Origin of the sequence: Hymenobacter coccineus, assembly GCF_001816125.1 — a bacterium.
In the GTDB taxonomy this organism is placed as follows: Bacteria; Bacteroidota; Bacteroidia; order Cytophagales; family Hymenobacteraceae; genus Hymenobacter; species Hymenobacter coccineus.
Window position 1 is genome coordinate 13,250 of the sequence record NZ_MDZA01000364.1, and the last position, 17,825, is coordinate 31,074.

14 protein-coding genes and 1 pseudogene are annotated in these 17,825 nt (G+C 64.8%); 7 read left to right on the plus strand and 8 right to left on the minus strand.

Annotation, left to right across the window (positions count from 1 at the left end):
* The first annotated feature begins 133 nt into the window (after nucleotides 1-133).
* Complete coding sequence (locus tag BEN49_RS17525; protein WP_070745694.1) at nucleotides 134-820, plus strand: DUF1003 domain-containing protein; 687 nt, start codon at nucleotides 134-136, stop codon at nucleotides 818-820.
* A gap of 318 nt (nucleotides 821-1,138) precedes the next feature.
* Here the strand turns inward: BEN49_RS17525 and BEN49_RS17530 are convergent, their stop codons facing one another.
* The 3 genes from BEN49_RS17530 to BEN49_RS17540 form a co-directional block, all read right to left on the minus strand.
* A complete protein-coding gene (locus BEN49_RS17530) occupies nucleotides 1,139-1,870 on the minus strand; it encodes an SDR family NAD(P)-dependent oxidoreductase (protein ID WP_070745696.1) in 732 nt (243 codons plus the stop codon).
* 80 nt (nucleotides 1,871-1,950) lie between these two features.
* A complete protein-coding gene (locus tag BEN49_RS17535) occupies nucleotides 1,951-2,844 on the minus strand; it encodes an AraC family transcriptional regulator (RefSeq protein WP_070745698.1) in 894 nt (297 codons plus the stop codon).
* A gap of 532 nt (nucleotides 2,845-3,376) precedes the next feature.
* Nucleotides 3,377-3,730: a YbbN family protein gene (locus BEN49_RS17540; RefSeq protein ID WP_070745700.1), complete on the minus strand. Its 354-nt coding sequence runs from the start codon at nucleotides 3,728-3,730 to the stop codon at nucleotides 3,377-3,379.
* A 193-nt stretch (nucleotides 3,731-3,923) separates the two neighbouring features.
* Here BEN49_RS17540 and BEN49_RS17545 point away from each other — a divergent pair, with 193 nt between their 5' ends.
* The 4 genes from BEN49_RS17545 (at nucleotide 3,924) to BEN49_RS17560 (ending at nucleotide 7,608) form a co-directional block, all read left to right on the plus strand.
* Nucleotides 3,924-5,534, plus strand: a complete 1,611-nt coding sequence (locus BEN49_RS17545) for a sensor histidine kinase (RefSeq protein WP_070745702.1) — start codon at nucleotides 3,924-3,926, stop codon at nucleotides 5,532-5,534.
* Between the two features lie 75 nt (nucleotides 5,535-5,609).
* Nucleotides 5,610-6,662 carry a response regulator gene (locus BEN49_RS17550; protein ID WP_070745704.1) on the plus strand — a complete coding sequence of 351 codons (1,053 nt, stop codon included), beginning with the start codon at nucleotides 5,610-5,612 and terminating at the stop codon, nucleotides 6,660-6,662.
* Between the two features lie 188 nt (nucleotides 6,663-6,850).
* Nucleotides 6,851-7,108, plus strand: a complete 258-nt coding sequence (locus tag BEN49_RS17555; RefSeq protein ID WP_070745706.1) for a hypothetical protein — start codon at nucleotides 6,851-6,853, stop codon at nucleotides 7,106-7,108.
* 8 nt (nucleotides 7,109-7,116) lie between these two features.
* A complete protein-coding gene (locus BEN49_RS17560; RefSeq protein WP_125916984.1) occupies nucleotides 7,117-7,608 on the plus strand; it encodes a hypothetical protein in 492 nt (163 codons plus the stop codon).
* A 41-nt stretch (nucleotides 7,609-7,649) separates the two neighbouring features.
* Here BEN49_RS17560 and BEN49_RS17565 read toward each other — a convergent pair whose 3' ends face one another.
* The 5 genes from BEN49_RS17565 to BEN49_RS17585 form a co-directional block, all read right to left on the minus strand.
* The gene (locus BEN49_RS17565) at nucleotides 7,650-8,555 is read right to left on the minus strand and encodes a bestrophin family protein (protein ID WP_070745710.1); all 906 of its coding nucleotides are present in this window, start codon (nucleotides 8,553-8,555) and stop codon (nucleotides 7,650-7,652) included.
* Between the two features lie 188 nt (nucleotides 8,556-8,743).
* Nucleotides 8,744-11,386, minus strand: a complete 2,643-nt coding sequence (locus tag BEN49_RS17570; protein ID WP_070745711.1) for a cation-translocating P-type ATPase — start codon at nucleotides 11,384-11,386, stop codon at nucleotides 8,744-8,746.
* Nucleotides 11,387-11,405: 19 nt separating this feature from the next.
* On the minus strand, nucleotides 11,406-13,823 hold the full coding sequence (locus BEN49_RS17575; RefSeq protein WP_070745713.1) for a phosphoketolase family protein: 2,418 nt from the start codon (nucleotides 13,821-13,823) through the stop codon (nucleotides 11,406-11,408).
* A 30-nt stretch (nucleotides 13,824-13,853) separates the two neighbouring features.
* Entirely contained in the window at nucleotides 13,854-14,606 is a 753-nt protein-coding gene (locus tag BEN49_RS17580; protein WP_070745715.1) for an SDR family NAD(P)-dependent oxidoreductase, read from the minus strand.
* Nucleotides 14,607-14,646: 40 nt separating this feature from the next.
* Complete coding sequence (locus tag BEN49_RS17585; protein WP_070745716.1) at nucleotides 14,647-15,471, minus strand: universal stress protein; 825 nt, start codon at nucleotides 15,469-15,471, stop codon at nucleotides 14,647-14,649.
* 164 nt (nucleotides 15,472-15,635) lie between these two features.
* Between BEN49_RS17585 and BEN49_RS17590 the strand changes: the two genes are divergently transcribed.
* Together BEN49_RS17590 and BEN49_RS17595 are read left to right on the plus strand one after the other, a co-directional pair.
* On the plus strand, nucleotides 15,636-16,934 hold the full coding sequence (locus tag BEN49_RS17590; protein WP_070745718.1) for an MFS transporter: 1,299 nt from the start codon (nucleotides 15,636-15,638) through the stop codon (nucleotides 16,932-16,934).
* 361 nt (nucleotides 16,935-17,295) lie between these two features.
* Nucleotides 17,296-17,825, plus strand: a pseudogene (locus BEN49_RS17595) (glutamyl-tRNA reductase); the annotation flags it as partial.

A 17,825-nucleotide genomic window follows, 5' to 3' on the forward strand; every position in this document is an offset into this window, starting at 1 on the left:
ACGGGGGCCGGAAATGGCCTTCGCATCACCTTTGGTTAAGGTGCCTAAACAGCGGCTCTTTACGGGCCACGGCGGCACTAGCCCAGGTGAGCTTCCTGCTAACAGCTACTTTCTAACCTCTTTTGCCACTGCAATGCCCACCTTCATCAGCGACTGTTCCAAACTGTCTTTTCCGGCGAGTGAGCGAATTGGCGGGGACCTAGTGCGCCAACCTATTCTGGAGCTGATTCAACAGGATTTTCCTCAGTTTGGGGCGGCGAGTTCACTGGCCACCACGGAGCTCAACGAGTACCGCCGCCGCTACCTGGAAAATTACCTGGTGCGCGAAGTCGGGGAACTGTCGGAACTGGAGCGAACTGTGCTCAGCAACGTGCACGAGCACCGGACGCTCACCGACAAAGTCGAGGAGCTGGAGCCGCCCCTGACCCTGGGCCAGCGCTGGGCCGACCACATCGCCAGCTTTGGCGGCAGCTGGACGTTCATCCTGCTTTTTTTCGGCATCATCACCGGCTGGATACTCTTGAATGTGGCCCTGTTGCGGCGCGCCAGCTTCGACCCGTACCCGTTTATTCTGCTCAATTTGCTATTATCCTGCCTGGCAGCTTTACAGGCCCCGGTGATTATGATGAGCCAGAACCGCCAGGAGGAAAAAGACCGCGAGCGGGCTAAAAAAGACTACATGATTAACCTGAAAGCCGAGTTGGAGCTGCGGGTCATGCACGAAAAGCTCGACCACCTGACTCAGCAGCAGGCGCTGGCCACCCAGCACCTGGCCGAGGTGCTGCAAGCCGGGTCCCACTTACCAAAGCAAACTCCTTAGTCATCAACCACTCCGGCGGCCTGGAAAATGCGCCCCCCCAGCGCTGGCAACGATATTCTCAGAAAGCCGGGCGCGGCTCATAACGCAGCTGCACCAGGAAGTGGGCACCGGACTGGCGCCGACGGCCCACCTCCCATGCTTGCCTCGCCTACGGCCGGGGTACGCCCGCCATACCGCTCTTGGACTTGGTAGGCCATCTTATAACGGCGGGGAATAAACTTACGCTAAGAATGTTGTTAAACAAACAGGAGGAAACCCCCGACTCGGCCGATTACGCAGCAGGGTTTGTCTGGCACGGACAGTCCGGACGCCGCCTCTTTACCAGGGATTTAGGTCTGACCCCGCTTCCTGGCCGAAAAACTGTCCGGTGGGGCCGTCCGGTCCGAGCAGCGCGACGTTCGTCACGCGCGTGGCGGCCCCGGTGACACTACTGTCCCCGAGGTGGTCCGTAAAATCCGTGTCCACGTATCCCGGGCACACCAGGTTCACTTTGAAAGGCGTGTCGCGCAGCTCGTAGGCCAGCGCCACGGTGTAGGCATTCAGAGCCGTTTTGGAGGGCGGGTAGATGCCCCCCTTCACGCTGTAAAACCGCCAAGATGGGTCGTTTTGCAGCGTCAGCGAGCCCAGTCCCGACGACACGTTGACAATGCGGGGCGCGGGCGACTGCCGCAGCAGGTCGCGAAAGGCGTGCGTCACTTCGATGGGCCCAAACACGTTGGTGTTGAACACTTCCCGAAACGTGCTGAGGGGCGTGTCCAGCGCCGGCTGCGGGTAGCCCCCGCTGATGCCGGCGTTGTTGACGAGCACATCCAACACCGGCGTTTGTTGCCCGACGGCGGCGCGGGCGGCGGCGATGGAGGCGCTGTCCGCAACATCCAGCTGAATCGGGGTTACGTGGGGGTAGCCGGCGGCCCGCAGGTGGTCAGCGGCCTGCTGGCCGCGCTGCGCATCGCGGCTGCCGAGGTACACGTGGTAGCCGTGCTGGAGGAGTTGCCGGGCCGTTTCGAAGCCAATGCCTTTGTTCGCCCCGGTGATGAGTGCAGTTTTCATGATGCCTGTTGATTAAGTACTTAACAGGCACAAAATTACCGGGTGGCTTTAGCGGAGCTCGTACCCATTCTACCCTATTGCTAGGACATTTTACGGGGCAGGCGGCGGGTGCGGTACTCGGCCGGGGTAAGGCCCGTTTCGCGCTTGAAGAAACGGCTGAAGTAGGAGGCCTCCGAGAAACCGAGTTCGAACGCAATTTCTTTCAGGGACTGGTCGGTGTAAAATAGCAGGCGGCGGGCTTCGAGCACCAAGCGCTCGTGCAGGTGTTTAAGGGCGGGCTTGCCGCTCTGCGCTTTCACCACCTCGCTCAGGTACTTTGCCGGGAGCTGGAGCCGCGCCGCGTAGGTGCCCACCGCGTGCGCGTCGCGGAAGCCTTCTTCCACTTGGGCCCGGTAGGCTTGGAGCACCCGCTGGTCCGCCGACGCGTCGGGGCCCGGCAGCTGCTCCATATACAGCCGGCTCAGGTAGGTGAGCAGCACGGCCAGGTGGGCGCTCAGCAGCGGGTGCTGCCACGCGCCGGCGCGGTGGTATTCCGCGTCGAGGTTCGCCAGTACCTGCTCCACGAAGGCCGCCTCCGTCGCCGTTAGCCGCAGTGCGTGCCCGTGGTGGGGGTTGTGGATGATGGGTAGCTCGCGCAAGGCCGCGTTGGGCTGCAACGCTAGAAACTCGCGGGTAAAGCCCAGGTAGGTCCCCCAGGCCGGGGCCAGCTCCTCGTTGACCAGAATCTGGGCGGGGTTGGTGAAGTAGAGGGTGTTGTCCTGGTGTTCGTACGGGGTCATATCCACCCAGTGCCGGCCGCGGGTGTGCTGGACAAAGAACAGCAGGTAATAGTCCTTGCGGTGCGGCAGCAGCATGTACGGCACGGGCACGACCTCGCCTTGCAAGCGCACCAGGGTAAACGAGCGGTTGCCCGTCGCTTCGTCGGGCTGGAACAGGTGGACGGGAACGGGTGGCGGGCGGTGAGGCGGGAACATAACCTAAAACTACCGCTTCCGCTGCCGGCTAGCCCCTGCTTCTTACCCGCGGCCTCTCTTAGCTGTGTCGGAGGTTTCTCCTTATTTTTTTAACAACACCTGCTAAGCAGTTTGTGGCTAGGGTCAGCAACCTGTAACTTATTGGCCCTGTAAATCTTACAGCTAGCTTAGCAAATTAGTCCAGCAAACCGGGTTCAGAAAGACAGTTCAAAAGGAAATAACCAGTTGATTTGTTGAACTGTGTAAAAATGATATCTACCTAATAATTAACTACATGTTATATCTGGTATGTTCTTAGCGTAAGTGTAGTTTCTTTCTGCTATAAGTAAGGCCTGGTAGTACTCATCCTGGTAGTGCTCAAATTGCCCTACCCAGGGCCGTTGCGTGGTATCGCTGAAGGCGCGCAGTGCTTCGCATGCTTCTATTCCATCTCGCCCTGTGAAACCGAACGAGACAGGCATGCTGGTACCCGACCAACCGGCTTGTGGTGATTATTCGCGCGAGAAGCCTGTCGGCCAGCGCCTACGGGTGCTTAGGTTGAAGCACCAGGAGTAGTCTCTTGCAGCTTGCGCAGCAGCAGGGCCGCCAGGGGCGCGCCCTCGGGCAGGCCCTGCTGCCGATACAGCTCGACGCCGCCGCGCAGCAGCACGAAGGCGGGTACCCCGTGGCCATCGAAGGCGTACACCACGGCGGGGTGACTGGTCTCATCCACCTTCAGCACCCGAATAGCGGTGCCTAGCTCTGCCTGCAAGCCCTTCAACAGCAAGTTAGTAGCCGTGCGCGCCAGCGCCGTTTCCTGCCGGAGCCCGGGGCCCACGGTGGGTAACATCACGAGCAGCATGGCCGGATGAGCGGGCAGCAGCGGGAGTATGGTGGAAGAAAACATGAGATAGCAAAAAAGGCGGGCACGGGGGCGGGCCAACGGCCAGTCAGAATAAGTAGCCGCAAAATTATCGGCCGCCCCCACCAGCCCGTATGAGGAATATCAGGGAACCGGGTTGACGTTTGTCAAGCCCGGTCGCTAACGGCCGCGCGTGCCTGCTGTCCCCAGGGGCCTCCGTGCGGCCCGCTTGCTTCCTATGCCCCTACTCCCGGCTGCCTACTCGGCCGTAATGGCCGATTTACTGTACACCCATTCGGGCGAAATGCTCGGGATTTACGACCTGAGCCTGGGGTGGTTCACGCACGTGAACCCGGCCGGGGTGCGCCTGCTGGCCTACCCCTCCAAAGAAGCCTTTCTGACCGACCCCAACCACTCGCTGCGCGTGCCGCCCTGGACGCCCGCCCAGTGGCAGGCCCTCTGTGACCTCACCCGCCGCGAGGGGCACCACGAGCTCGCCGGCGACGTGCGCCGCCACGTGGGCGAGCCGTTTCGGGCCTACGTGAAGCTAACTTACTGCGAGGTGGCCGGCCGGCCGTTGCTGCTGGTCAATATCACCGAGCACAACCGGCTGCAACAGGCCGAGCGGGCGCTAGCGCACAGCGTGCGCCGCTTCGAGGCCGTGTTTGCCAACGCCACCTTGGGCATCATCGTGTGCGACGAGCCGGGCGGCATGGTGTCCGTCAACGCGCAGGCCGGGCAGCTCTTTGGTTATGCCCCGGCCGAGCTGCTGGGCCAGGCCATTGAAGTGCTGGTGCCCGAGGCCGCCGGCCGCCACCACGCCCAGCTGCGCGCCTCCTACAACGCCGACCCGCAGGTGCGCAACATGGGCCACAACCGCCCGCTGGCTGGCCAGCGCCGCGACGGCTCCGTGTTTCCGGTGGAAGCCAGCCTGAGTTATTTCTACCTCGATGAGGAGCTCTACGTGGTGGCCTACATCCTGGACCTGAGCGCCAAGCAGGCCGCCGAGCAGGAACTGCGCACCCAGCACCAACGCGTGGCCCGCCTCAACGCCGAGCTGGAGCAGCGGGTAGTGGACCGCACCAACGCCCTGCTGCTGACCCTGGAGCAACTCGAAAAGCGCGGCGACGAGCTGGCCCTGGCCCTGCAAGCCGAGCAGCAGCTGGGCGAGCTCAAGTCGCGCTTCGTGAGCATGGCCTCGCACGAGTTCCGCACCCCGCTCACGGCCATGCTCTCCTCGGCCGACCTGATTGAGGAGTTTCCCGGCGCGCACCAGCAGCCCCAGCGCCTGAAGTACGTGAACCACATTCGCACCTCGGTGCAGCACCTCAACACCATTCTGGAGGAATTTCTATCGGTGGGCCGCATCGAGGAAGGCAAAATCGAGGCGCGTCCGGCCAACCTCAACCTCGACGACCTGGTGCACGACACCGTGGCCGACGTGCAGGGCCTGCTCAAAACCGGCCAGACCATTGACTGGCGGGTCGAATGCCCCGTGCCGGTGCGCCTCGACGCCTCGCTGCTGCGCAAAATCCTGATGAACTTGCTCTCCAACGCCCTCAAATACTCGGGCAAGCATTCCGTCATCACCGTGCGGGCGGGCTGCGTGCCGCGCGAGCTGACCATCACCGTGCAGGACCGGGGCATCGGCATTTCCAAGGAAGACCAGGCCCATTTGTTCGAGCAGTTTTTCCGGGCGCCCAGCGTCATCACCGAGCCGGGCACGGGCCTGGGGCTCTACATCATCGCCAAGTACTTGGAATTGATGGGCGGCACCATCGACCTGCAAAGTACCCCCGGCCAGGGCACTACCGTCACCATCACGCTGCCGCTCACTACGCCCGACTAGGGGCGGGGCTGCGCGGGCGTGGGCGCCCCACCCCCACGTTAGAACGGTTTATTTTCTTACCAACCCCCTGCCACCATGCCCGCTATCCTGCTCATTGAAGACCACCAGATTATCCGGGAAAACACCGCCCAGCTGCTGGAACTGGCCGGCTACGCGGTGCAAGCGGCCGAAAACGGCGAACTAGGCGTGCAATTGGCCCTGGCCACGCGGCCCGACTTGGTTATCTGCGACATCATGATGCCCGTGCTCGACGGCTACGGCGTGCTCCAGATTTTCAACCAGCACCCGCAGCTCACGGGGGTGCCCTTCATCTTTCTCACCGCTAAAACCGAGCAGGCCGACCGCCGCCGCGGCATGGCCCTGGGCGCCGATGACTACCTCACCAAGCCCTTCGAAAAGGCCGATTTGCTCAGCGCCGTGAGCGGCCGCCTCAGCCGCTTTCAGCACCTCAAGCCGGCCTACGAAGCCACGCCCGACGGTCTGCACCACTTCTTGGACGACGCGCAAAAAACAAGCGATTTAGCCAGCCTCTCGCTCGACCGCAAAGTGCACCTGATTCGCAAGAAGCAGGATATTTACCTGGAGGGCGACGAGGCTACGCGGCTGTATTTTGTGCAGAGCGGGCGGGTGAAAACCATCAAAACCACCGACGGCGGCAAGGAGCTGCTGGTGGGCCTGCACGGCCCCGGCGACTTTTTTGGCTACCTGCCGCTGCTCGAAAACACGCCCCACCGCGATTCGGCCGTGGCCGTGGACGAAGCCGAGCTGCTGTACATTCCCAAGGACGACTTTACGGAGCTGCTGCTGCGCAACCCCGCCGTGGGCCAGCAGTTTGTGCGGCTGCTAGCGGGCCAGGTGAGCGGGCAGGCCGAGCAGCTGCTGGCCCTGGCCTACAACTCCATCCGCCGCCGCGTGGCCGACACGCTGGTGCAGCTGCATGGGCAGGCCGGCGGCACGCCCGAGGCCACCATCCAGCTCACCCGCGACGACATGGCCGCCATGATAGGCACCGCCCCCGAGTCGCTGAGCCGCACGCTCAACGAGTTCAAGAGCAGCGGCTTGATTGAGCTTACCCCGAATACCATCCGGGTGCTGGAACCCGAGAAGCTGCGGCGGGCGCACTGGTAATGGTGCGGCAGCAACGCGCAGCAGCACGCGCCTGTAATCGCCCTAGCTAGTTGACAAAGCTCATCCCTTGGGGATGAGCTTTTGCATGTTTGGGGGTGGGCGGGGCCGGTACTTTTGGCTCAGCCAACCCAGGGGCAAATACGGGCACTTTTCGGCCCCGTTCTCCCACCTGGCTTTTCCTAGCCACCATGCATTACTTCCTGAAGACCACTCCCTATGCCCTGGCCGGGCTCCTGGCGCTGGCCACCGCCTGCACCACCTTCGAAGACAACGCGGTGGCTACTGACCCCACCGTCGTGGGCCTGCAGGCGGCGGTGGAGCTTCAGCGCAAAGTCGTCATCCAAACCACGCAGGAAGCCTACCGCGAGGAGGAACTGCTAAAAGTTAAGGAAAGCCAGCTGGCTACGGCCCGGCACGGCGTTCAGGCCAATGAGACCATCAAATAAGCGTGGCCTTGACCCAGTGGCCCCGCCCCAACCCCCCTGGCCGGGTGAGCGTTGGCCTGAAAACCTTGCTGCTTGGCGCGCTGCTGCTGCCGGGCCGGGCGGTGCACGCGCAGACCATGCCCGATGCCGAGGTGCCGCCACTGGCCTACGTCGCCCTGCAACAGCAGTACCCGCAGGCCCGGCACGTGACGTGGCGGCGCGTCCAGGACTGGTACCAGGCCAGCTACACGCAGGGGCCGGCCCGCCGGCTGGTGCGCTTTAGTATAAATGGCGACGTGGAAGCCACGGGCCAGGACCTGGCGCTCGGGGCGTTACCGGCCCCCGTCCGGCACGTGCTGGCCACGTACTACCCCACCCGCACCTTCTGCCGCGCCATTGAGGTGACCAACGCCCGCACCGGGGGCCTCACCTACGAAATGGCCACCTGCGAAACCGCTTTCAGCCGCACCGTTACGCTCACGGCCAACGGCCGCAAAATACCCCGCGTCCGCCCGCAGTAGGCCAGGGCAGTAGCCGTAAGCGCCCGACTACAGCAGCCCAACTACAGCAAATAAAACCCCTCCGCTACGAGCGGGGCCGGCACATCAGCCTCGCCCAGTAGCTGGCGCAGGTTGATTTCGACGGTGCGGGCCAGGGCCGTAACCGGCGTATCGGTGGGCGCGTTGCGGAAGGGGTCTTGCAGCTCGCGGGCGGTGCGCTCCAGCAGGAAAAACGTCGAGGCCGTGGTCAACAGCACCGGAATCTCCCACAGGCCGATGGTTTGCACCAGGCCCAGCGAAAGCGTAAGCAAAAACAGGTAGATAAAGAAATGCACCAGCCGCCGGTAGCTGGCCGGAAACACCGTGCTTTTGAGGCGCTCGGCCTGGCCCAGCGCGTTGCCGAGCCGCCCCAGCGTGGCATCCAGCTGCACCTGCTGGAAGGCATTCAGGGCCCCTTGCTGGTACAGTTTTTTGAGCTGGGCCGTGTGCAACGCCAGCAAGGCGAGCGGCTTGTTGGCGTGCGGCTGGGTATAAAGCACTTCGCTTGCGGGCAGGTAGCGGGTTAGCGTGGCAGTGGAGTCGAGGCCGCGCAGCGTTTCGCCGAGGCAATAGCACCAGGCTATCTGGCGGTGGGCCAGCGCGCTCAGTGGCGCGCCTGGGGCCGCCAGCAGCGCATCCGGCACGAAGCCAGCGGCCTGGAGCACCAGCGCGCGCGAGTCTTTGACGATGGCGCCCCAGATTTTGCGGGCCTCCCACCAGCGCTCGTAGGATTGGTTGGTTTTGAAGGCCAGCAACAACGAAATCAGGCTGCCCAAAATGGTGGGCAGCTGCAGCGGCACGGGCGGCAGGTAGGCCCCTAGGGCCAGCTTGAGGAAATGGAAGAAGCTGGAAATCAGGAGTACCCGCACCACGTCGGGCCAGACGCCCCGGAAAATATAATGCGCCGGCAGCTTCGTATCGAGTAGCATAAAGGGGGAGGGGGTAGGCAGCAATGGCCAGCACCGGCCTAGGGGGCCAGCAGCAGGTGGCGGCGTAGGCACAGGCCCGGTCACCGGCGGGCGAAAAATCGGTGAGCACAACAAGGGTAGGTTGCATAATCAAAAGGGGGGAGGGTAAAGCAGCCGCAACAGCCTGGTGCTGCTTGGCTAGCTAGGCGTTAGGCCGGCACCGGCACGGTGGCGGTGGGCGACGGCAGCGCGGCCGGCACGGGTAGGGGGAGCACTGTGGGCGCGCCGCGCCGCCGGGCGATGAGCTTTTGCAGCTCGACCGCCCAGAACACCACGCTGGACACGGCCAGGGTGATGCCCAATTCGGACACCGTGAGGCGCTGGGTGCTGAAGAGGCGGTTGCCGAACGGCACGTAAATGATGAGCAGGTGCAGCGCCACCGTGAGGGCCACGGCCCACAGCATGGGCTTGTTAGAAAACAGGCCGATGCTGAAAATGGACTCGCGCCGCGAGCGGATGGCCAGCGCCAGCCCCAGCTGACTGAGGCAGAGCACCGTGAAGGCCATCGTCTGCCAATGGGGCAGGCCCTGGCGGATGGCCCAGGCCTGCATGGCAATGGTAAGGCCCCCCACCAGCAGCCCTGCCCCCATGATAAACCAGCCCAAGCCATCGGCAAAAATGGTCTGGCGTGGGTCCACGGGCGGGCGCTGCATGCTGTTCTTTTCCGAAGGCTCGTAGGCCAGCGCGAGGCCCGGCAACCCGTCGGTGATGAAGTTAATCCACAGAATGTGAATGGCCAGTAACGTAACGGGCAAGCCCAGCAGCGGGGCAAAAAAAAGGGTCGTGATTTCGCCCACGCTGCCCGCCAGGAGGTAGCGGATGAACTTGAGGATGTTGTCGTAGATGCGGCGGCCGTGCTTGACCGCCTCCACGATGGTGGCAAAGTCGTCGTCGAGCAGAATCATGGCCGCCGCCTCCTTGGCCACCTCCGTGCCGTTGATGCCCATGGCAATGCCGATGTCGGCGTTTTTGAGGGCCGGCGCGTCGTTCACCCCATCGCCGGTCATGGCCACGAACTGGTGCCGGGCCTGCAACGCGTTGATGATGCGCAGCTTCTGGGCGGGGTCGACGCGGGCGTACACCCGCACGTGCTCCACCATGGCCGCGAAGGCGGGCGCGTCCAGCGCCGTCAGCTCGGGGCCAGTCAGCACCAGCTCGTCTTTGGAAGAAATGATGCCCAGCTTTTCGGCAATGGCTTTCGCCGTGAGCTTGTGGTCGCCGGTAATCATGACGGGGATGATGCCGGCGGCCTTGCACGCGGCCACCGCCTGGCGGGCTTCCTCCCGGGGCGGGTCGATGAGGCTGGCGAAGCCCAGGAAGGTGAGGTCGGTTTCGACGGTGGCCGGGGTAAGGTCCGGGGGCAGCACGGGCAGCATTTTGGCCCCGTAGGCCAGCACGCGGTAGCCCTGCGCGGCCTGCGCATCCACGCGCCGGGTGAGGTCGGCCAGTCTGCCCTGCTGGCTGTCAGTGAGTTGCTTATACAAGGAGCCGGCCGCCCCCTTGGTGAGCACCAGCACGCCCTGCGGGGTCTGGTGCAGGGTCGTCATGCACTTGCGCTCCGAGTCAAAAGGCAGCTCGGCCAGGCGCGGAAACTGCGCCTCCAGGGCGGGGCGGGCGTAGGCTTTTTCTTCCGCGTACCGGGCCAGCGCTACCTCGGTCGAGTCGCCCAGCCAGTGGTTTGCCGGGTCGTGGCTGGCATCGGTGTTGAGGGCCAGGGCCGTTAAAAGCGCGTTGCGGTCGCCCAGCCCGGCGAGCTTCACCGCCGGCACTTCGTAGAGCTCCTCCACCGTCATCCGGTTGAGGGTAAGCGTACCCGTCTTGTCGGTGCAGATGTAGGTGACCGACCCCAGGGTTTCCACGGCTGGCAGCTTGCGCATCAGGGCGTGGCTTTTCATGAGCCGGCCCGCCCCCAGGGCCAGCGAGATGGTGACCAGCGCGGGCAGCGCCTCGGGCAAGGCCGCGATGGCCAGCGAGATGGCGACCAGCAGCAGGTTCTCCCAAGGCTCGCCCCGCAGGCAGCCGAGCCCAAAAAACAGGGCCCCCACCGCCAGCGCGGCCACCGACAGGCGCTTGCCGAGGGTGCCCAGCCGCTTTTGCAGCGGCGTGACAACTTCCGCCGTTTGGATGAGGACGGCAATCTTGCCCAGCTCGGTCTGCATGCCGGTCGCCACCACGTAGGCTACAGCCCGGCCGTTGGTGACGGCGGTGCCCTTGTAGCCCAGGTTGAGCCGGTCGCCGAGCGGGTACTCGCCAGCGGGCAGCGCCGCCGCCGTCTTCTCCACGTTGCTGGATTCGCCGGTCAGCGACGACTCGTCCACCTTCAGGGCGTGGGTTTCGAGAAAGCGCACATCGGCCGGAATCACGTTGCCGGCTTCGAGCAGCACCACATCGCCGGGCACCAGCTCGGTTGTGGGCACCTGCTGGGCGTGGCCATCGCGCAGCACCTGGGCGTGGCTGGCAGCCATCTTTTGCAGGGCCTCCATCGCCTTGTCGGCCCGAAACTCCTGCACGAAGCCAACCACGGCGTTCAGCACCACGATGGCCAGGATGACGTAGGCCGACTTGGCCTCGCCAATGAGCACCGACACCCCAGCGGCGGCCAGCAGTACCAGTATCATCACGTCGGAGAGCTGGTGCAGCACCAGCTGCCAGACGGTTTTCTGGTGCGAATCGGCCAGCTGGTTGGGGCCGTGCTTGGCCAGTCGCTGCCCGGCCGTGGCCGCGGCGAGGCCGGCCGGCGAGGTAGCCAGCTCGGCCGCCACGTCGGCCACGGAGGTGAGGAAATAGTCCATGCAGGGCGTTGGTAAGTAATTAAGCCGGCTGCGAAGCCGGCCACTGCCAGTTCCGAATCTCGGGCATGTCTTCGCCGTGGCGGTAGATGTATTGCTTGTGCTCCACCAGCTTATCTTTCAGATACTGCTTGAGGTAGGCGCCCTTATTGCCCAGGCTAGGTACGCGGTCGAGCACGTCCATTACCAGGTGGTAGCGGTCGAGCTCGTTGAGCACCGTCATGTCAAAAGCCGTGGTAATGGTGCCTTCCTCCTTATAGCCGCGCACGTGCAGGTGCTGGTTGTTGGGGCGGTTGTAGGTGAGGCGGTGCACCAGCCAGGGGTAGCCGTGGAAGGCGAAAATCACCGGCTTGTCGCGGGTAAAGAGCGCGTCGTAGTCGGCGTCGGGCAGGCCGTGCGGGTGCTCGGTGCTGCGCTCCAGCTTCAACAAATCGACCACGTTCACGACCCGGATTTTCAGCTCGGGCAGGTGCTCACGCAGGATGCTGGCGGCGGCCAGGGTTTCGAGGGTGGGCACGTCGCCGCAGCAGGCCAGCACGGCGTCGGGCTCCTGGCCGGCATCAGTGCTGGCCCAGGGCCAGAGGCCGATGCCTTCGGCGCAGTGCTTGAGGGCGGCGTCCATGCTCAGCCACTGCGGGGCGGGGTGCTTGGCGGCCACTATCACGTTCACGTAGTGGCGGCTGCGCAGGCAGTGGTCCATCACCGAGAGCAGGCAGTTGGCATCGGGCGGCAGGTACACGCGCACGATGCTGGCTTTCTTGTTCACCACGTGGTCCATAAAGCCGGGGTCCTGGTGCGTAAAGCCGTTGTGGTCCTGCCGCCACACGGTACTCGTCAGCAGGTAGTTGAGCGAGGCAATGGGTCGCCGCCACGGAATCTCCGCGGTCGTTTTCAACCACTTGGCGTGCTGGTTGAACATCGAGTCGACCAGGTGAATGAACGCCTCGTAGCTGTTGAACAGCCCGTGCCGGCCGGTGAGCAAGTAACCTTCCAGCCAGCCTTCGCACTGGTGCTCGCTCAGCATTTCCATCACCGCGCCGCTGGGGGCCAGAAACTCGTCGTTCGCCGCCGTGCCCGCGTCCCACTGTCGGTCGGTGGCTTCGAACACCGCTTCCAGCTTGTTCGACACGGTTTCATCCGGCCCAAAAATCCGGAAGTTGCGGGGCTCCGCGTTCAGCTTAACCACGTCGCGCAGGAAGCGGCCCACCACGCCCGTGTCGCTGGCTTGCGTGGCGCCGGGCGTGGGCACGTCCACCGCGTAGTCGCAGAAATCGGGCAGGTGCAGGGCCCGCAGCAGCAGGCCGCCGTTGGCGTGGGGGTTGGCCCCCATGCGGCGGTTGCCGGCCGGGGCCAGCGCCGCAATGGCGGGCAGCAGCCGGCCCTGGGCATCAAACAGCTCTTCGGGCCGGTAGCTTTTAAGCCAGCTTTCGAGCTGCGCCAGGTGCTCGGGCGGCGCGCTGGCCGATACGGCCAGCGGCACCTGGTGCGCCCGAAAGGTGCCTTCGTTGGGCTGGCCATCCACCACTTTAGGGCCGGTCCAGCCCTTGGGCGATTGGAGGACAATGACCGGCCAGCGGGGCCGGGTCAGGTCGGCCTGGGTGCGGGCGTTGTGCTGAATGGCCAGGATGTGCTCCACGGCGGCATCGAGCACGGCGGCCATGGCCTGGTGCATCAGCTCCGGGTCGTCGCCCGCCACGTAGTAGGGCGTCCAGCCGTAGCCGCGCAGTAATTGGTCGAGTTCTTCGGGCGTGATGCGGGCCAGCACCGTGGGGTTGGAAATCTTGTAGCCATTCAGGTGCAGAATGGGCAGCACCGCGCCGTCGCTGACGGGATTGAGAAATTTGTTGGAATGCCAGGCCGTGGCCAGGGGCCCCGTTTCGGCCTCGCCGTCGCCAATCACGCAGGTCACGATGAGCCCGGGGTTGTCGAACACCGCCCCGAAGGCGTGGCTGAGCGAGTAGCCCAGCTCGCCGCCCTCGTGGATGGAGCCCGGCGTTTGGGGCGAGGCGTGGCTCGAAATGCCGCCCGGAAACGAAAACTGCCGAAACAGCTTGCGCAGCCCGTCCTCGTCCTGGCTGATGTTGGGATAAACTTCGCTGTACGTGCCTTCCAGGTAGGTGCCCGCCACCACCGCCGGCCCGCCGTGGCCGGGGCCGCACACGTAAATCATGTCCAGATCGTACTGCTTGATGACCCGGTTGAGGTGGGTGTAAATGAAGTTCTGGCCCGGCGTGGTGCCCCAGTGCCCCAGCAGCAGGTTTTTGATGTGGGCCAGCGTCAGCGGCTCGCGCAACAAGGGGTTGTCGTAGAGGTACATCTGGCCCACCGACAGGTAGTTGGCCGCCCGCCAGTAGGCATCAAGCAGCCAGGCGGCTTCCGGCGCCAGGGGGGTAGTGAAGGAGGCCGCCGGGGGGCGCGCCAGGCTGGTGGTCGATTCCATAGGGGGAAGTAGCTGGTGAATGCGGGGGAGTTAGCGGGCCAGGTAGCCGCCGTCGACGGGGTAGTAGGCCCCGGTCACGAAGGAGGCCTGGTCGGAGCTGAGCCAGACAACTAGCTCGGCCACTTCCTCTGACTTGCCCAGCCGGCCGATGGGGTGCAGGGCCACCAGCCCGGCCTTGGTTTCGGGGCTGAAATCTTTGAGCAGCGGCGTGTCGATGTAGCCCGGCCCCACGGCATTGAGGCGGATGCCCTGGGCGGCGTACTCGATGGCCGCCGTTTGGGTGAGGCCGATGACGCCGTGCTTGGCCGTGACGTAGCCCGCCAGCGTGGGCGTACCCACCTGCCCCAGAATGGACGACATGTTGACAATTGCGCCGTGGCCCTGCTTCAGCATCACCTCCAACTCGTACTTGACGCAGAAGAAGACGCTGTTCAGGTTCACGTTGATAATGCGCTGCCAGCCTTCGAGCGACATGTCGGCAGTCAAGCTCATCTCGCCCGTGATGCCGGCGTTGTTGCAGGCCATATCCAGCTTGCCAAACGCCGCCACGGTTGCCTGCACCAGCTGCCGGCACTGGGCGGGGTCGCCCACGTCGGCCCTGTAGAATTGGGCATTGCCCCCGGCTGCTTGCATCTCGGCTACCACTTGCTGGCCCTGGGTTTCGTCAATGTCCGAGACCATGACGCGGGCCCCGCGCTGCCCGTAGAGCAGCGCCACGGCCTGGCCAATGCCCGAGGCGGCCCCGGTTACCAGGGCTACTTTACCTTGCAAATCCTTGTTCATGGGCTTTCTAGTAATAGTTGATAGTTTGTGCACAAGTAGTTTAGGCTTCCGTGGGCAGCACCAGCACCGGGATGGCGCTGTGTTTCAGCACCTGCGCCGTGGCGCTGTGGTGAAACAGCTCGCCCCAGAAGCTGCGGGGCCGCGCCAGCACCACCACCAGGTCGTAGGCTTCGGGCTGCGCCGCTGCCAGAATGCCCTCGGCCGGTGCGGCCGCCGCCGAGCGGCGGTAGCGCACGGGCGTGGGCAGGTCGATAGCCAGCCCCGTCCGGCGCACCGATTCCAACACTTCGGCCGCCTGGTCTTCGGGGCCGGGGTGAGCGGCCACGTGCAGCACGGTCAGCTCCGCGCCCAGCGCATTGAGCAGGTGGCGGGCCATGCCGGCGTACTGGCCCAGGGTGAAGGCCTCGCCGTCAAGGGCCAGCAGCACCCGCCGGGGCGGGGCCGTAGTGGCCACGGCGGCCGGCACCACCAGCAGGGGGTAGGGTGAGGTGCGCAAGATGTCGAGGGAGGTCGTGTGCACCAGCTCGTCGGGCGTTTCGGAGTAGTCGGCCCGCCCTAGCACCACCAGCAGCGGGTGGTGCCGGCTCACGGCGTCGGCCACGGCCACCGCGACGCGGCCGTGGCCAATTTCCACCACCACGGGCACGGCCAGTCCGCTGGCCACCCGGCTCAGGGCCAGGTCGGTGGCCTCCTGGTTCAGGTTGGAAAGCGCACCCGTGAACAGCTCGGGGTCGAGGAGGGAATCGCGGCGCACGTGCAGCAGTACCAGCCGCGCCCCGAGCGGCGCGGCCAGGTTGGTAGCGTAGTCGAGCGCCCGGTCGGCGGCCTGAAAGAAGTCGGTGAGAATGAGCAGCGAAGGGGCCATGAGTCAGCAGTTGCCTGGGTGGTAAAACCAAGGGCAAAGGACCGGCCGGGGGCCCGCCATCGGCATGGAGAAAGTCAAGCCCAGCGCATGATTTTCATCAAGTAGCCCGCTCGGTCGGGGGTGTAATCTTGTCCTTCCGCACGCCGCTGTTTATAATACTATCCATGCTTCCTGCCCTGCCCGCAACCACCCGCAGCCCGACCCGGCCCTACGTCATTGCGTGGGTCTTTTCCCTGGTTTTTTACTTTCTGGCCTACACCATCCGCTCGTCGCCGGCGGTGATGCTCCCGGAGCTGGCCCAGGCTTTCGGCGTGTCGACCGGGGGCGTGGGCACCATCTTGGGCACCTACTACAATGCCTACGCCCTGGCGGGCCTGCTTGCCGGCTTTGTGCTCGACCGCACCGGCCCCAAGTACGCGGTGCCCGCCGGCGTGGCCGGGCTGGCGCTGGGCTGCCTGCTATTCGCCATACCCGACGCCGCCGCCGGCACCAGCGGGCGCTTGGTGCAAGGCGTGGGGTCGGCCTTCGCCTTCATCGGGGCGGTGTACCTGGCCTCCCACGCGTTTTCGGCGGGCTCGCTGGCCACGGCCGTTGGCGTAACGCAGTGCCTGGGGATGCTCGGCGGCTCGGTGGGGCAGTCGGCCGTGGGGCCGCTGCTGCGGCAGGGGCTGGGCGTGCACACGTTCTGGCTAGCCCTGGGCGGGGCCAACCTGGTTGTTGGCCTGGGCTTGTTGCTCATCATTCCCCGCGAAACCCACCCGGCCCCCAGGGCCACCGGGCCGCACGACAGTTGGTGGGAGCCCTTTCGCGTCGTGTTTTCCAACCCGCAGTCGTACTGGTGCGGGTTGGTGGCGGGCCTGCTGTTCGCCCCCACCACGCTCTTTGCCATGACCTGGGGGGTGGCTTTTTTGCAGCACGACTGGCGGGTGAGCTACGCCGCCGCGACCTGGGCCTGCTCGATGGTACCGCTGGGCTGGGTAGTTGGCTGCCCGCTCCTGGGCTGGGCCGCCGACCGCGTGGGCCGCAAGCCGGTGCTGCTGGCGGGGGCCGTGCTCATGCTGCTGAGCTTCGCGCAGTTTCTGCTGCTGCCCACGTGGCTGCCGCTGGCCGTTAGCCTGTTCCTGTTCGGGCTGGCGTCGGGCGTGGCCATGATTCCCTATTCTATTATCAAAGAAGTGAATCCCGACCGGGTGAAAGGCAGCGCCACCGGGGCCATGAACTTCCTCACCTTTGGCGTGACGGCGCTGGTTGGGCCGCTGTTCGGCCGCTGGTTCGGCCAGGGCCTGGCTACCGCGCCCGACCCGCTGGCGCACTTTCGGGCGGCGGGCCTGTTCTGGCTGGCGGGCATGGGGTTGGCCATCTTAGCTAGCCTGTTTCTGCGCGAAACCGGCCGGGGCCGCCAGCCCGCCGCCCCGGTCGCTGAGCCAGCCGCGGCAGGGAGCTTGTTGGGGGTGCAGGTGTGAACACTGTAAGCCCGCCCTGAAACTACCGCGCCTGGGAATCTACTGCACGGTCGGCATTTTACTACTAATCAGCTAGTACTACTGACCCGGCTAACCGTAGCAACTGGCGGCCTGCTTTCCTTGGTAAAGCCTGGCTAGGCAAGGACTTACACCTAATTGTGCCTCCCGCTTGGTTAATGACTAGCCGGCCATGACCACAATCAACCAGTGGCTTGAGCACGCGCATGGGGCGTGCGCGTTTTACCGGAGACCTTTGAGCCAGCAAGTGCTCAAGCCCAGCGGCCACTTTTGGCCGGGATAGCAGGCCCTGTAGCAGGGTGCGCTACCCGGCTTTTGCCAGCTCTCCCAGCGGTTTTACCCCATGAAGTATCCTTTCCGGGCGGTAAGCTTTTCTTACCAAAAAGCGCCCCTCGCGGTGCGCGAGTTGCTGGCCCTAGATGAAGCGGCTTGTGGCCGACTGCTGCACCTCGTGCACCACGACCTGAACCTGGAAAACCTGCTGGTGCTCAGCACCTGTAACCGCACCGAGGTGTACTACAGCGCCGCTACCAACCAGGAGTCCGCCATTGTGCAGGCCCTGGGGCAGGTGGCGGGCGTAGCCAATGCGCTGGAATATCAGGCCTATTTCACGGCGTTTGACGCGGCCGGAACGGCGGCGCACCACCTGTTTGAGGTGCTCTCGGGCTGGATGCGCAGGTGGTGGGCGACCCCCAAATCGGCAACCAGGTGAAGCGGGCGTACCAGCGCGCGGCCTCGGCCGAGGTGGCCGGGCCGTATCTGCACCGCTTGCTGCACGCCGTGTTTGCGGCCCACAAGCGCGTGCACCAGGAAACGGCCTTCCGCGACGGGGCCGCTTCCACCTCGTCGGCCACGCTGGAGCTGGTGGCCGAG